This is a genomic window from Pseudoalteromonas holothuriae (assembly GCF_945859825.1).
GTDB classification, from domain to species: Bacteria; Pseudomonadota; Gammaproteobacteria; order Enterobacterales; family Alteromonadaceae; genus Pseudoalteromonas; species Pseudoalteromonas holothuriae.
In genome coordinates this window covers 16,339-30,885 of the sequence record NZ_CAMAPC010000018.1, presented here as the reverse complement: position 1 = coordinate 30,885, position 14,547 = coordinate 16,339, and the positions used below count along the sequence as shown (strand labels likewise).

Annotated in this window: 14 protein-coding genes; 9 read left to right on the top strand and 5 right to left on the bottom strand. The window is 41.3% G+C overall.

Going from position 1 to position 14,547, the window contains the following annotated elements; genetic code table 11:
• Position 1 precedes the first annotated feature (1 nt).
• Both OCI93_RS17150 and OCI93_RS17145 read right to left on the bottom strand, forming a co-directional pair.
• Positions 2–346 carry a rhodanese-like domain-containing protein gene (locus tag OCI93_RS17150; protein ID WP_261594642.1) on the bottom strand — a complete coding sequence of 115 codons (345 nt, stop codon included), beginning with the start codon at positions 344–346 and terminating at the stop codon, positions 2–4.
• A gap of 48 nt (positions 347–394) precedes the next feature.
• Positions 395–523 (bottom strand): YgaP-like transmembrane domain, encoded by a 129-nt coding sequence (locus OCI93_RS17145; protein WP_315942727.1) that lies wholly within the window; start codon positions 521–523, stop codon positions 395–397.
• 111 nt (positions 524–634) lie between these two features.
• On the opposite strand from OCI93_RS17145, the gene OCI93_RS17140 reads away from it, so the two are divergent.
• From OCI93_RS17140 to OCI93_RS17130, 3 genes are read left to right on the top strand one after another with little or no spacing between them, the layout of a single operon-like run.
• Positions 635–931, top strand: coding sequence for an ArsR/SmtB family transcription factor (locus OCI93_RS17140; protein WP_261594640.1), 297 nt, complete (start codon positions 635–637; stop codon positions 929–931).
• Positions 932–942: 11 nt separating this feature from the next.
• A complete protein-coding gene (locus OCI93_RS17135; RefSeq protein ID WP_261626902.1) occupies positions 943–4,230 on the top strand; it encodes an efflux RND transporter permease subunit in 3,288 nt (1,095 codons plus the stop codon).
• Positions 4,217–5,275 (top strand): efflux RND transporter periplasmic adaptor subunit, encoded by a 1,059-nt coding sequence (locus OCI93_RS17130; RefSeq protein ID WP_261626901.1) that lies wholly within the window; start codon positions 4,217–4,219, stop codon positions 5,273–5,275. The genes OCI93_RS17135 and OCI93_RS17130 overlap by 14 nt, the downstream gene beginning before the upstream one ends.
• A gap of 24 nt (positions 5,276–5,299) precedes the next feature.
• Here the strand turns inward: OCI93_RS17130 and OCI93_RS17125 are convergent, their stop codons facing one another.
• Positions 5,300–5,977, bottom strand: a complete 678-nt coding sequence (locus OCI93_RS17125; RefSeq protein WP_261594636.1) for a nitroreductase family protein — start codon at positions 5,975–5,977, stop codon at positions 5,300–5,302.
• Positions 5,978–6,741: 764 nt separating this feature from the next.
• Between OCI93_RS17125 and OCI93_RS17120 the strand changes: the two genes are divergently transcribed.
• The 6 genes from OCI93_RS17120 (at position 6,742) to OCI93_RS17095 (ending at position 12,184) form a co-directional block, all read left to right on the top strand.
• Positions 6,742–7,470: a hypothetical protein gene (locus tag OCI93_RS17120; protein WP_261626900.1), complete on the top strand. Its 729-nt coding sequence runs from the start codon at positions 6,742–6,744 to the stop codon at positions 7,468–7,470.
• Between the two features lies 1 nt (position 7,471).
• Positions 7,472–8,170: a hypothetical protein gene (locus OCI93_RS17115; RefSeq protein ID WP_261594634.1), complete on the top strand. Its 699-nt coding sequence runs from the start codon at positions 7,472–7,474 to the stop codon at positions 8,168–8,170.
• 61 nt (positions 8,171–8,231) lie between these two features.
• Positions 8,232–8,846: a hypothetical protein gene (locus OCI93_RS17110; RefSeq protein WP_261626899.1), complete on the top strand. Its 615-nt coding sequence runs from the start codon at positions 8,232–8,234 to the stop codon at positions 8,844–8,846.
• Positions 8,847–8,964: 118 nt separating this feature from the next.
• Positions 8,965–9,627, top strand: coding sequence for a fumarylacetoacetate hydrolase family protein (locus tag OCI93_RS17105; RefSeq protein ID WP_261594631.1), 663 nt, complete (start codon positions 8,965–8,967; stop codon positions 9,625–9,627).
• A gap of 476 nt (positions 9,628–10,103) precedes the next feature.
• A complete protein-coding gene (purT, locus tag OCI93_RS17100; RefSeq protein ID WP_261626898.1) occupies positions 10,104–11,291 on the top strand; it encodes a formate-dependent phosphoribosylglycinamide formyltransferase in 1,188 nt (395 codons plus the stop codon).
• Complete coding sequence (locus OCI93_RS17095) at positions 11,291–12,184, top strand: aldo/keto reductase (protein WP_261626933.1); 894 nt, start codon at positions 11,291–11,293, stop codon at positions 12,182–12,184. Before purT ends, OCI93_RS17095 begins: the two co-directional genes overlap by 1 nt.
• A 61-nt stretch (positions 12,185–12,245) precedes the next feature.
• On the opposite strand, the gene OCI93_RS17090 is transcribed toward OCI93_RS17095, so the two are convergent.
• The gene (locus OCI93_RS17090; protein WP_261594629.1) at positions 12,246–12,914 is read right to left on the bottom strand and encodes a TorF family putative porin; all 669 of its coding nucleotides are present in this window, start codon (positions 12,912–12,914) and stop codon (positions 12,246–12,248) included.
• A gap of 233 nt (positions 12,915–13,147) precedes the next feature.
• Positions 13,148–14,314, bottom strand: coding sequence for a hypothetical protein (locus OCI93_RS17085; protein WP_261594628.1), 1,167 nt, complete (start codon positions 14,312–14,314; stop codon positions 13,148–13,150).
• Positions 14,315–14,547 lie beyond the last annotated feature (233 nt).

The following is a 14,547-nucleotide window of genomic DNA, read 5'->3' as shown; positions in this document are numbered from 1 at the left end:
TCTAGAATGTTTGGCTTACTTCTTCTGCCTTACAAGTGATCACACTGACATTCTGATAACCCAATCGAGTGAGTTGCTCTGCTGCAAATACGGCACGGCCACCTGCAGCACAATGCACGTAAATCGGTCGCTTAGCATCTTTTTCAATCTCAGGAAGTTTAAATTCAAGTAAGCCTCTAGGAACATTAATAGCTATCGCTGCTGCTTTGCTTTTGTACTCTGATGGCTCACGTACATCAATGAGTAAACCGTGGTTTTTTTCTATTTCATTTTTAGCTTGTAACGCGCTAATACATCTCTGATTTGGTTTAATAATTTTCAGTAGGTCTTGCACTGGGGTTAGCATGTCTTACTCCTTTATACCTAGTTGTTTAAGTAACGAGATCATTGGGCACTAATTAGTGAAAGCCGATTGAATTAAGTTAACAGCAATAAAGGCACTAAACCATCCCCAATTAGCATCAACGTAATAACTAAGTGATAAGGATAGCAGCAACATTAGGCCTGTTATCAGTCTTAACATTGGATTGAGTTTCATTCTGTAGCGCCTGTTACATTAGTAGCTTCTAATATTAGACATTGCTAATGTATGTATCTATACTTTTAGCTAAATTAATTTAGCTAGGCAGTTTGAATGGACTTTGAAGCGATGGCGCATAATGCAGAGCAAGCAGAAGCGCTTTTGAAAATGATGGCAAATAAAAATCGGTTAATGATTTTATGTAGTTTGTTAGAAAAAGAAATGAGCGTAGGCGCATTAAATGAAGCTGTGCCACTTGCCCAATCTGCGCTTTCTCAACATTTAGCTAGTTTGCGAAAAGCAGAGGTAGTATCAACCCGACGCGATGGGCAAACTATTTACTACCGTGTAACCGATGAAAAAGTTAAAGCAATTTTAGGCCAGCTTTATCAATTGTTTTGTGCTCCTTAGGAGTTATGTCAATGACACTTTTTAATCGAGTATTGGCGAGCAGCCTTGCCGGACGGACTCCTATATTCATATTACTTGTTGCATTGGTTTTGGGTATGTTTGCGCTTGAGTTCACACCGCGTGAAGAGGAGCCACAAATTGTAGTGCCGATGCTGGATATTCGTGTTGACACGCCGAACTTAAGTGCACCTGAGGTTGTGCGTTTGGTAACCGAGCCTTTAGAGAAGTTACTGCAGCAGATCCCGGGTGTAGAGCATGTTTATTCGACGACAGAAACTGGTGGTTCGGTGGTCACACTACGTTTTTTGGTTGGTCAAAGTCGTGAACAAGCTATTTTAAATACCTACACTAAACTTTATGCAAATCAGCACAATATGGCGAATGTGGTTGCCAATTGGCAAATTCAGCCTATAGAAGTAGATGACGTACCGATTATGATGTTTGGTCTATACAGTCAAGCGCCAGAGCGTTATAGCGACTTTGAACTAACCCGTTTTGCTCAGGAGATTTCAACACAACTTCAGCAGTTATCAAATACCAGTGAGGTGAAAGTAATTACAGGTCGCAAGCGACAGGTTAATGTGCAATTAGACGCCACTGCACTTGCGGCGTACCAGAGTACACCGATGGACGTATTGCTGGCATTGCAAGCTAGCAATCAGCTACAAACAATTGGTCATTCATTGGCTGGTGAGCAGTTAATAACGCTTGAATCGGGTGATGTGCTGCGCAATGTAGAGCAGGTGTCGCAATTGACGGTAAATGTACTCAATGGTCAACAAGTATTGCTTAGCGATGTTGCGAAGATCACCGATGGCCCTGCAGAGCCTGAGTCTTATCAATGGCTTGCAATAGATGATCTGCAGCAAAGCTTACCAATGGTGACAATCAGTGTGGCAAAGCAACAAGGCAGTAATGCGGTGCTCGTGGCTGAGCAAAGTCTAGCATTAATGACGCAGTTACAGCATCATCTTTTGCCCAGTGATATTAATTTTAAAGTACTACGTGATTATGGCCAAACAGCCAATGCGAAGGTAAATGATTTAATCGCAAGTTTAACTTTTGCAGTTTTTACAGTGGTGGTTTTTGTTGGTGTATTTTTAGGTTGGCGGCCTGCCATTGTCGTAGGGTTAGCCGTGCCAATCTGTTACAGCATTACATTGGCGCTCGATTTCGCCTTGGGCTATACCATCAATCGTGTCACTTTGTTTGCCTTAATTTTATCACTGGGGTTATTGGTTGATGACCCGATCACAGGGGTAGACAATATCAGCCGCTTTTTATCGCGGCGTAAACGAGGCGATAAGGCACAAACTAACAAACATATTATTGCTGCTATGTCCGAGGTTAAAGTGGCATTGCTTATGTCGACTTTGACCATTAGTGTGGCCTTTGTACCACTGGCTTATATTACTGGCATGATGGGGCCTTATATGGCACCGATGGCATTTAATGTTCCTGTTAGTGTCATAGCGTCTACGTTGGTGGCATTTTTAGTAACCCCTTGGTTGGCTAAAAAGCTACTCCATAACCAACCCATTCAAGCACTTTCTGTATCTAAGGAAGCTTCTCTATATGCACGTATATTAACGCCTTTACTCAAAAAACCTTGGCGTGCCAAAGCGCTTTTATGGGGCACGCTGGTTTTGTTTGTTATTAGCATCAGTATGCCTTTATTTAGAGCGGTACCGTTGAAGTTGTTACCCTATGATAATAAAAATGAATTGCAGGTGTTGATAGAACTGCCAGAGGGCAGTACATTAGAGCGCACAGCCAAGTTGACCAGACAAGTTCAACAGCAAGTTTGGCAACTTAATGAAGTAACAGCGATAGCGGCCTATGTAGGTAAACCATCAAGCATGGATTTTAATGGTATGGTACGTGGCTATTATCGTCGTCAAGCAACCCATCTAGCTGACTTACGCATACTCTTGTTGGATAAAACCGAGCGAACGCATCAATCTCATGCTGTTGTATTGCGTTTACGAGCAGCGTTACAGCGCTTTAACCAAAAGGGCGTTAAAGTGAAAGTGGTAGAAGTGCCACCGGGCCCACCCGTATTGAGCACTCTAGTTGCTCAGGTGTATGCTGCCCCTTTTGTTTCAGATCAAACGCACCAGCAAGCTGCTAAGACACTGATGAAGAGATTATCCTCAGAAGCACACGTTGTAGAGGTAGACAGCTCAATGGCGTCGGCTGTGCAGTTAAAGCGATTTGTGGTGGATAAAGGCAAGGCGTCATTGTCTGGTATCACCACCGAAGATATTAATCAGTCATTACGAATCGCCAATACTGGTTTAGATGCGGGATTACTTTATCTACCACATGAGTCAGAACCTGTCGCTATTAACTTACGCTTACCTTATGCCATTCGAAATCAACAGCAAAATCTTGATGCGCTGCAAGTTAGAGGTCAGCGTGCACTGAGCAAAGTTGGCAATGAATATGGACTTAATAGTGCCACTCGACCTCTAGTTGCTTTGTCTGAATTGGGGCATTGGCAAACAATGCAAGCATCGCAGCCTATTATCCGTAAAGATTTACAGCATGTGATTTATGTAACAGCTGAGCTTAATGGCCGCACGCCAGCGGAGGTGGTAGCGGATATTGTAGCGGATGAAAAAAGCGTAAAAAGTACTCAGGCCCCTTGGCAGCAGCGTAGCTTTATACATAGTGGAGGTGGCGAGAGTTGGCAATTACCAGCAGGTACTTCCTATAGTTTTAGTGAAGAAGGGGAGTGGCGTATCACTGTTGACGTATTCCGTGATATGGGTATTGCTTTTGCGTTTGCCTTAGGTGCCATTTTCTTTATTTTACGAATACAAACAGCATCTAATATGCTTGCTTTGATTATTATGTCAGCCATTCCATTGACTATGATAGGTATCATGCCGGGGTTTTGGTTACTTAATCAATTTGGCGAGCGTGAAATAGCAGGTGCACCAGAGCCTATATTATTCACGGCAACAGCAATGATAGGCATGATAGCTCTGGCCGGTATTGTAGTGCGAAACTCACTGATTTTAGTCGAATTCATTAATCAAAAGAGCGCGCAAGGCATAGCATTGCAACAAGCAGTGATCCAAGCTGGAGAGGTGCGAATGAGGCCGGTGCTACTTACTGCTGGAACAACGTTACTCGGAAACTTGGTGATTATTCTAGACCCTGTATTTAGTGGCTTAGCTCTGGCGATTATTTTTGGCATCATTGCGTCAACTATTTTTTCACTTTTAGTTGTGCCTTTGGTTTATTTTTTAGTATTCAAACATACAGAGGATAGTCGTCATGCTATTAACTGATAGCTCAATTAAAAGGATCGTTCTGCCCATTTTGGCGATTTTATTGTTGTTGAGCGTTGTTGCATATTTGGCAGGGGCATTTAATAACAGAGTATTGGCGGGAACTAAAGCACAATTAGCCATGTACCAAGGCGCGCGTTATACAGTAAGTAACAAACAAGTGGCGGAGCATGAAGTCGTTAATGCCAATGTGGTTGCTAAAGTGAATACGCTGGTGGCTAGCCGTTTACTGGCGCAATTAAAAACCCTTCATGTGCGTGCGGGTGAAACAGTTTATGCGGGACAGTTGTTAGCAACCATTAATGATGCCGATTTAAAAGCTCGTGTGTCTCAAGTAAAGGCTCAGAAAAATGCGATTTTAGCGCAGTTAACACAAGCAAAAAAACAGCTGTTACGAAGCGAAACTTTACAAAATCAAGGCGTCGTTGCCGTGAATGAAGTGGATGAATGGCGCACGACAGTAAATGAATTGTCTGCACAGAAGGTTGCCTTGGTTCAACAGTTGGAAGGGGCCAACGCTGCTTTAAGTGATACGAAAATTTTAGCACCTATTGATGGTACTGTTGTAGAGCGTTTACAGGAGCCGGGCGTAATGTTGACACCGAGTACGCCCATTGTTGCGTTATACAATCCTGCGCAGCTACAAGTGAATGCCGCAGTGAGGGAACAGTATGTGAACAGTTTGCAGTTAGGAGATAAACTGAAAATACATATTCCTGCAAGTGGGATGACACAGTATGCCAATATTAGTGAAATAGTGCCTGTAGCAGATAGTCATGCTCGACGCTTTATGATTAAGCTGGATATTGAGTTGGCAGAAGGCGTGAAACCAGGCATGTATGCTCAATTGTATTTGCCTGCAGTTTATCAAACTCGAATTGTGCTACCGAGTAAATACATCAAGCGTTATGGACAGCTGACTGTGGTTGAAGTAGTAGAGCGGGGGCGTGTGCAAAGGCGTTTTGTACGATTAGGGAAAACCATGGGCGATCAAGTAGAAGTGCTAACCGGATTAAGCGCAGGTGAGGAATTGGCAGCGTACTAACTGCCAATTTCAATAAGCTACCTTTTATAAAAAGGAAGCTATCTCATCAAAAGGCTTTTTCACAAGTGCATGTTCTGGCACCGTGGCATCTTCACTCGGGTAGCCTGCGATCAGCAGCATGTAAGGGCGCTCGTTGTCTTTGTCTCGCCCGCAAATATCGGTTAAAAAGCTCATTGGTTTAGGCGTATGTGTTAATGTAGCGAGCCCCGCATGATGCAGTGCTTGAATTAAAAAGCCTGTCGCAATGCCCACTGATTCATGCACATAATAGTTGGTATTTTTGTCTTCGCTGCTAATACCGCCCTTCTTTTGACTGAAGATAGCAATTAACCAAGGAGCATGCTCAAGGTAAGGTTTGTCGGCATCAGTGCCTAATGGTTTGAGTGCATCAAGCCACTCATCACCCGCTCGACCTTGATAGAATGAGCGCTCTAAGTCCTCTGCGGCCTCACGAATCTTATTTTTCACATCAGCACTGTGAATTGCTACAAAGTGCCATGGCTGATGGTTTGCACCACTTGGCGCACTGGCGGCGGCCTTTATACATGCAGCTATAATGTCTTGTGGTACTTCACGGTCACTAAAACTACGCACGGTATGGCGACGTTGGTATTCGTTTAAATTATTTTGTGCGCGTTGCAGCATGTCTTGTTGAGGGTACTCAATGAAGTCATTTAAAGGCACATTCTTATGATTTTGCATAATGTTAGTCCATGATTATTTTCGTTTGTTAGAGTTGTTTTATTATAGGCAGCAAATTTCTTGTTCCTTGCTGTCATCGTGAATCGCACTATGTTTACTCGTGGATCACAATTTCAAGAGTATGGGGGGCGCAGAAGTGGGTCAACATTCTAATCGTTATAACTAAGAACATTGCAAAATGGTCATTAATTTTTTTCATGTTGTATCTGGTGTGAAATATTAATATTTACATTTATGCGCTTTGATTGTTGTGAAAAACTATATTTTATCTTCGCTCACTTAGCGAACAAGGAAAACATCTCATGGTAATATCTTGTTGTTTTATTGTTAACTAATGTTGTTTTCTCTCTGTTTCCCCTATTTTTAATTGTGAAACTATAGTGCGATTTAATGATGAAAATATCAGTCTATTCGTCGTTTATCTAACGTGAAAAATTATACTTCAGATTGATATTTTGTTGGGCCTTGCCTAATTTTGAGGGGCGGTTGCAAAGCCGACAATGTGACTGGATAAGACAATAAGGTCTAATTAAATCAACCTATTACATACTAAAAAGGATGATAGTTATGGAAATAATCGCAGAAGTTGTTAACACTTTGGGTAACTTTGATGTTCAATTATTTGACCCACAAGCATTAGACCCTGTTTTAGTTATCCCAATTATTATTGTGGTTTCAGTGTAGTACACCGGAAGTACCTTGCTCTAGCTTAGGCTGGGGCAATATACAAGTGAATAAGGAAATGAATTAGATAGGGAAATCTTATGAATATTTTTCGTGAATTTGAAAATATACACTCAGTCCAAGATGTAATCGAGATATTAAAGTCGCACACTGATTATACTTTTTCACCAGATAAAAACCGCTTAGTACTTAAAGATACAGCGTCACATCGATTAGTACTTTATAAAGGCCCAAGCTGCTTTGGTGCGACATTGTGTAACTCTGCTGCGCATTCAATCTGTTTATTACAAGGGTCACTGCGACTTAAAAAGGTATCGCTAGAAGAGCGATTAACCCATAACGGCACATCGAGCATAATTGTTGCGAACGGACCTGCAACGATTACCAATTTAGTTCAAGGTGATGCCCTGCAAGTTGCCTACTTAGAAGCATTTGACTATCACGCCTCTAGCGATGCTTATTGGATGGCCTTGTACGACAAAGAGGTGAATCATACAAAAAGTGTGAAGCTTTGTGCTGTGACACTCGAACCTATCATCACTTCACTTTTGTATCAAAATCATGCTCGATTATTTAATTTTATAGAGATCTTAGCCCGTTCGACGTGTGAAAAAAGCTTTCAAGCATTATTAGCGCTTTCAACAAGCCATATTGATGAACTGGCTTGGCGAGCGATTGAGGGGATTTATTTAAGAGATCGTTATAAAGCGGCGCAGTTGGTAAATGAATATAAAACAGCACATTGCTGTGAGGTTATTCGTAACCGTGCTGCAGCTATGACGTCTACACTTGATAAAATGGAGGCTTAGCGTGACTTACTCATTTAGTTTTAGCAGTAAAGGCGCCATCTCTTTAGCCACCTTTATTGAAAGGGTTAAATTAAAATACCATGGTTTAGAGAGCTTGCATGAACATCAACTACATTATTTTGCTTTGCAGCTTCAACTTCTGGCGAATAATAAGTACTTTTTAACAGAGCTGGTGAGCGAGCGTGTTTTAAAAGATGCTTTGCAAGTAGACATAGGCAGTAAGTACGGTAATGACTCGTTAGTCGTATATGTTAATAAGTCGCCATTTTTTCAAGTTAGAGCATGTTTTTGGCACCCAGAGGGTGAGTACCAACATCAGAATGATAAGTTAAATGTTTACAGATGCTTGCATGATCATAACTTTGCCTTTTTGACAACGAATTACTATGGCCCTGGTTATACCTCTCGATTTTATCATTATGACTATGCGGATAAATTAGAGGCAGGATGTGATGCTAACTTAGCATTTAATGGGGCTCACCCATTGCGAAGAGGTGAAGTGATATATTATGAACCCTCCAAAGATGCTCATCTGCAAGTTGCACCCAAGGCATTTAGCATTTCTTTAAATTTGATGTTTGAAACAAATGGTAATAAGCAATTTGTTTTTAATGCAGCTAATGGACGAATTGTGCAAACGGTTACAAGCAGCAATGATGTTGCTAAACAGTTTATAAAGGAGTTGACTAGTGCTGTGTAGGCGCTCATGTATTTTGCTTATTTTTCTGCTGCTAATAAATGGCTGCAGTATTGTAGGAAAATTGAGTGAAGTAACATTAATTGCAGGCACCGCAGGCTGGAAGTTGCAGCCTGTTGCGGTACGCAATACATATCCAGAATTTATTCAAAAAGTATATTTTACTGCGGAGTTGTTTACCTCAAAAGTAACGGATTGGGAGTTATACTTAGTAACAACTAACCCTTTGGATGCTGCGTCTCATACAGCCTATATAGAACTGTCTTATCAACGAAGCGACGAGCTCATAGCACGACAGTTTCCACTCATTTTAATTTCAGAAAATGCGATTGCCGTGCAGGAGGCGGTGTTATATCGCTATAAATATAAAGTACATGAGCAAGCACAGGCCTTCTTTGCGGATGGAATGCAATTACGCTTGTCAAAAAGAGCGAAAACGATTCGATTTAATTACATTCAACCACTTTTTGAAAGTAATGAAAATCTAAAGGGGGGACAGGTTGAATATGCCCTTTTACCAGACTATGGGCTACTAAGCATAGGCGACTTTATGAGAAAGCTAAGCTTTTTAGAGGATGATGAGTGGCTAACTTTTTGCGCAGACCCTAATTACATATATAACAAAGTATCGGCTTGTGGTGATGTGCGTATTAACAGCTCAGGTGTGGCTGGTGAGTAGCTATACATAAATCTCTTTTATAGTAGCTATTGTGTAAAGTTAACTTAAAGATGATTTAAATTTTCATAAAGTAGCTTATGATCGGGTTCACCTCATAATATAAGTTTATGGAGATGTTATGTATAAACACCATTGGGTGACTGGGCAGGAAGTGAACTTAGCTGCAGGTAAAGTCGTTTGTATAGGACGCAATTATGCTGCTCACGCGCAAGAATTAAATAACCCAATCCCTTTAGAACCCCTAATATTTATGAAGCCTAACACCAGCTTTCAGAGCTTTGATGGTGAGGTTGAGTTAGATAGCTCCCTTGGAGCGCATCACTATGAAGCGGAAGTCGCATTATTGATTGGCGAAAAAATTGATAAACATAGCATTTCGGTAATTAATGCTGTTGTGGGTATTGGATTAGCGCTTGATTTAACGTTGCGTGCTGAGCAAACAAAACTAAAAAAGCAGGGATACCCTTGGGAGCGAGCAAAATCATATGATGGTAGTTGCCCTATCACTGCATTTGTACCAGTTAATTCTCTTGCTCAATTAAATCATATTGAATTTCGCTTTTGGCAAAATGACGAATTGATGCAGCATGGGCATTCAAACATGATGATTTTTTCTTTTGAGCAATTGCTTACAAATATTTCGCAATTTTGCACATTATTACCAGGGGATGTTATTTTGACGGGCACCCCAGAAGGCGTTGGCAAATTAGAAGATAATTCACGGTTATGCTTACAGCTCAACGATGGGCCTAGGCATTACGCGCAAATCTCTTTTCAATAAGCAGGGCTTTAGTTTAGTGAATGTTAATATAGCCTCAGGCTTGGATAAGGGTTTTGAAATAGTAAATAACTCGCATTATTTGCCACTCAATGATGATATTTTGTTTAATTATGAGTCATTTAGCTCGATAGAATGACCAATATTTTAATAAACGCAACGCAAAAAGTGGGCAAATTTGCTTATCTAGAGCTGATGTTAGGACGTGTTGATCTTTGAGGTAGAATTTTATTCAAATCAAAGGTTTTCAATGCAAGGTATAGGCTATGTTGCATAGTAATTTATGTTAATAGCCCATGACAACGCAGTGCAAGCCTTTGATTGAACCCTTTAGGCAGTGCCATTCGGGCATTTTTCTACGTTATCACCTGATTTACATCGAATAACTATGCAGCGCAGGTTCAGCCTTGGGAAAACACTCGAATGACGGCTGAAAAAACACACAGAATATAGCAACAAGCCCTAGTATAGGAAAGTAAATGAAAATAAAATCGTTAGGTACACCCTTTTCTACAACAGCATGTAAGGTGCTGTTATGTGGCGGCGGTGAGCTAGGTAAAGAGGTAGTACTAGAATTTAAACGCCTAGGCTGTGAGGTTGTGGTGCTAGACCGTTATCCGCATGCACCTGCTATGCAGGTAGCTGATAGAAGCTATGTGTTATCGATGCTTGATGGCGAGCGTTTAGAAGAAGTGATAAAGCAGGAGCAACCTGATTACATTGTACCGGAAATAGAAGCTATCGCGACCGACAGGCTTGTTGAATTAGAAAATCAAGGGTTTACGGTTGTACCCAGTGCCAAAGCAACCCAATTGACCATGAATCGCGAGGGAATTCGGCGTTTAGCGGCTGAGGAGCTTAGTCTTGCCACATCACCTTATTACTTTGTAGATACGCTAGCGGACTTTAAAAAAGCGATTACCGATATTGGTATGCCTTGTGTGGTGAAGCCAATCATGAGCTCATCAGGTAAGGGGCAAAGTGTTGTAAAATCAGCGCAAGATATTGATGCGGCATGGCATTATGCTCAAGAAGGTGGACGTGCAGGGCAAGGGCGAGTTATTGTTGAAGGCTTTGTCGATTTTGATTATGAAATTACCTTACTCACTACTTGCCATATTAACGGCACAAGCTTTTGTGAACCGATTGGGCATGTGCAAGAAAATGGCGATTATCAGCAAAGTTGGCAGCCCCAGAATATGAGCGACCTAGCATTGGCGCGCAGTAAAGAAATTGCCAGCAAAGTAACTGACGCGCTCGGTGGTAGAGGTTTATTTGGCGTTGAGCTATTCATTAAAGGCGATGATGTGTATTTTAGTGAAGTGTCACCAAGACCTCACGACACAGGTATGGTCACTTTAATTTCACAAGACTTAAGTGAATTTGCATTGCATGTGCGAGCGATTTTAGGGTTACCTATTCCCAACATTCATTTTCATGGTCCATCGGCATCAAGCGTGATTTTAGTCACCGGAGAGTCAAAGCAGTTGCAATATAGCGGCCTTGATGATGCTTTGTCTATGCCCAACACCGAGGTACGTTTGTTTGGTAAACCTGAGGTGATAGGTACGCGGCGTATGGGAGTGGCATTGGCAAGAAGTAATACAGTTGAAAAGGCCGTCACTAAGGCAGTAACGGCAGCAAGTTGTATTAAGGTATCATTATGATGAATAGCGCAAAGTCTATCATTGCGCCGTTTGCTGTAGGCTTCTGGCGTTTATTAGAATGGCAGCTAACAGATAAACAGTGCCTAACTTATTTACAACAGTGTATTGAATTAGGGATCACAGATACCGATCACGCGGATATTTACGGCCAATATGAATGTGAAGCCGCTTTTGGCAAAGCATTAAAATTGGCTCCTCAGGTACGTGAGCAAATTAAAATTATTACCAAATGTGGCATTCGCCCTGCTTTAGAGAAAAAGGGTTTAGCAGGTAAGGCCAACCATTATGATTCAAGTAAAGCGCACATTATTGCATCGGCCCAGCAAAGCTTGAAAAATTTTAATACTGATAGATTAGATGCATTACTCATTCACCGGCCTGATTATTTAATGGAGGCAGATGAAGTTGCAGAGGCATTTTATACTCTGAAGCGCCAAGGTGACGTATTAGATTTTGGCGTATCTAATTTTACGCCCTCACAATTAGAGCTTTTACAAGCTCGGTTGGACTTTCCATTATTTACAAATCAAATTGAATGCTCAGTTTATCAGATGAAAGCGTTAGATGATGGCACGCTTGATCAGTGCCAAAGGTTATTTATAAAGCCTATGCTTTGGTCTCCTCTAGCTGGTGGCCTCCTGTTTGATACTCAGGATGAAAAGGCCTCTCGGTTAGTGACAGTATTGGAACAAGTCGCACAAGAGATTGGCGCATCCGCTATCGATCAGGTGGCTTATACATGGTTAAATAAACTACCCAGTAAACCTTCGATTGTGTTAGGCACAAGTAATATTAACAGGGTTGAGTCGGCCATTTCAGCTTTGCAATTAACTTTAACGCGTGAGCAATGGTATCGTATTTGGCAAGCATCCACAGGGCACAGCGTACCTTAGTTGATTGTGTAAGCAAGGGCCTTTTGGCCCTTGAGTTTGCAGCAAGTATCAAAAACTAACTTTATAAAGAAAAGTCGACGCCATAACTCACGTAGGCTTTAATATCATCATTGGTGTTTAAATCTGTTTTTACTACCCCTAGGGTAAATCCGTCTTTGCTAACGCTAATGCCATAATCCATATAACTGTCATCTTCGCCCGTCCACTCTAATATAGTATCGCCACTGGAACGGCCAATGTGCAGCGCAAGCTCGCTATCAGTTAAAATGCTGAAGCTAGCATTAAGTTCTAAATAAAGCATATCGTCTTCGTTACTTGAGTCATTTTGGGCATGCGTGAGGTAACTGACTTTTGCGCTCAACCATTGCCAGCTGAGTGAGCCATATAATTCGCCAAAATCACTATCACCGGGGGCATCAGGGTAAGCGTAATAAATGTAACCAAGGTCGTACCCTAACCCTTGGGTTTCGCCACTAAAGCCGGCGTAAAAGTCCATCTCGTAACTGGTTTGATCGTCAAAGTCGACATTCGAGACCCAAGTACCAGCATAAAACCCGTTATCAGAGTTATAATCAATACCGCCGGAAAGGGCCGCAGCATCATCGGTTTGGGTTAACCCTCGCCAGTAGTAGTTTGAACTGGCCGCGACGTTGGCGCTAACTTCTGCACTTGTATTAAACGAGATGATTGAAAGGCATGTAAGAGCCAATAAAGAAGCTGTTTTTTTCATTATATTTCCTAAAGCGCTGTGAGATATAACTAATATTAGCAACGGCTACGCCAAATTTTTGAAAATCTTCGTGTTTTATTTAATGCGATGATAAATATGAATTTTATTCACCTAATTTACAGTATTAGAGGAGTGCTATTTCTACAAGTGCACTTTGCTGGTGCATAATGAGGGAAGGTTTTGCACATGTACCTAGCAAGTAACATGTGCAAATCAACTGTACAAAAGACTACTTAACCAAAAATAGTGCGCATTAATGAAATAGTTTCATTCACACTGCGTCCTTTTTCAACTTCAGCAATGATAGAATCACGTTTGGCACGAATGTGCTCAGGAATAGACTCGTCACTGAGTGCTCTATCAACTAATATCTCGGCAGATTCTTTACCACGGCGGACCGTTTTTTTACCACCGCTACTGGTTGTGCGCTTTGGCTTATTTAATAACTTTAAGTAGTTAGAGTTTTCAGAAGTGCTTTTGTCTACATAGTAAAACCAACAAGGCAGTAAGGCTTTAATGTCGACAAGTTGTTGTTCAAGCTCATTTGCAGGTGTTGGCATTTTAAACCAAGGCATTGCATGAACCGTTAATACGATATCTTGCCAATAGCGTTCAAAGTCGCGATTATTTAGTTTTGTAATCCCAAGTGCTGAACATAATGCATCGAGTTTTGAGTTGCTAATAGGTGTGAATACATCAGGGCGGCGCATAGCTAATAAACGTGTAGCAGGCGCAAGGGTCGGCTTTTCGTCACTCCCATTAAACGCCATAAAATAGGCAATCATAAACTGTTGGTAATCTTGCTCTGTGACGTCGCCTTGGGCTGGAATATGTGCCAACGCTTCATCAAAAGCACCCGGTAAATCGGCTAATAGCTGATGAAAACCTTTGGCATTTTTAGTTGAGCTAAACCATTCTACATCAAAGTTGTATACTGCTGGGTCTAATGAAGCAGCATGTTTGCCACTAAACGCTAAGCGGTCTTCAACAATCATCTCTTTTAAAGCAGCAGTACGTTTGTCAGCTAAATAGGTCACTAACTTTAACTGCTCATCAAGTGCTAATACTTCACTATGTTGTTCTACAAAAGCAGCCAACACCGGCCAAGGTGTAATACGTAGCGTTTTTAATTGCAAAAAGCTAATCGCAGAGGTCAGTTGGTCTTGTAGTTTTTTAACTGTTGGAAGTTGGTGATCATCTAATAAATCAAAATTGAGTCGGTTTTTTGCAATGTCTTGTAGTTCATAGCACCATTGTAAAAAATCTTCCGGGTGGTTCTCTACCTTCACCGCCATTAGGTTTAGGCTGATCTCGGTCGCTTGTTTTAAGATATTCTGGTAAATCTGACTTTCTTGTTCACCTAGAGCCATTTGCGACGGGGAAATGAGCAACTTTTTCATGCTGGTTTGAGTCTCCACACACTTGCTTAAAAATTCATCGTTAAAGTTTAGCCAATGTCAGATAAAAATGACAAGGGCGGGCGATCATACCGAAGAATTGCGAACTTACAATCCAATAAAGCGATATTTACGCCGCTTTCAAGATAAACATCATTCTGCAGCAATTATTTTTACTGTTATCATAGTGAATATGCATGAATTTAGTTATTAGCAGCGCTACTATAGTAGTAATC

Coding starts and splice junctions, on each gene's coding strand:
- OCI93_RS17150 (WP_261594642.1), bottom strand. CDS start 346: ATGCTAACCCCAGTGCAAGACCTACTGAAAATTATTAAACCAAATCAG.
- OCI93_RS17145 (WP_315942727.1), bottom strand. CDS start 523: ATGTTAAGACTGATAACAGGCCTAATGTTGCTGCTATCCTTATCACTT.
- OCI93_RS17140 (WP_261594640.1), top strand. CDS start 635: ATGGACTTTGAAGCGATGGCGCATAATGCAGAGCAAGCAGAAGCGCTT.
- OCI93_RS17135 (WP_261626902.1), top strand. CDS start 943: ATGACACTTTTTAATCGAGTATTGGCGAGCAGCCTTGCCGGACGGACT.
- OCI93_RS17130 (WP_261626901.1), top strand. CDS start 4,217: ATGCTATTAACTGATAGCTCAATTAAAAGGATCGTTCTGCCCATTTTG.
- OCI93_RS17125 (WP_261594636.1), bottom strand. CDS start 5,977: ATGCAAAATCATAAGAATGTGCCTTTAAATGACTTCATTGAGTACCCT.
- OCI93_RS17120 (WP_261626900.1), top strand. CDS start 6,742: ATGAATATTTTTCGTGAATTTGAAAATATACACTCAGTCCAAGATGTA.
- OCI93_RS17105 (WP_261594631.1), top strand. CDS start 8,965: ATGTATAAACACCATTGGGTGACTGGGCAGGAAGTGAACTTAGCTGCA.
- purT (WP_261626898.1), top strand. CDS start 10,104: ATGAAAATAAAATCGTTAGGTACACCCTTTTCTACAACAGCATGTAAG.
- OCI93_RS17095 (WP_261626933.1), top strand. CDS start 11,291: ATGAATAGCGCAAAGTCTATCATTGCGCCGTTTGCTGTAGGCTTCTGG.
- OCI93_RS17090 (WP_261594629.1), bottom strand. CDS start 12,914: ATGAAAAAAACAGCTTCTTTATTGGCTCTTACATGCCTTTCAATCATC.
- OCI93_RS17085 (WP_261594628.1), bottom strand. CDS start 14,314: ATGAAAAAGTTGCTCATTTCCCCGTCGCAAATGGCTCTAGGTGAACAA.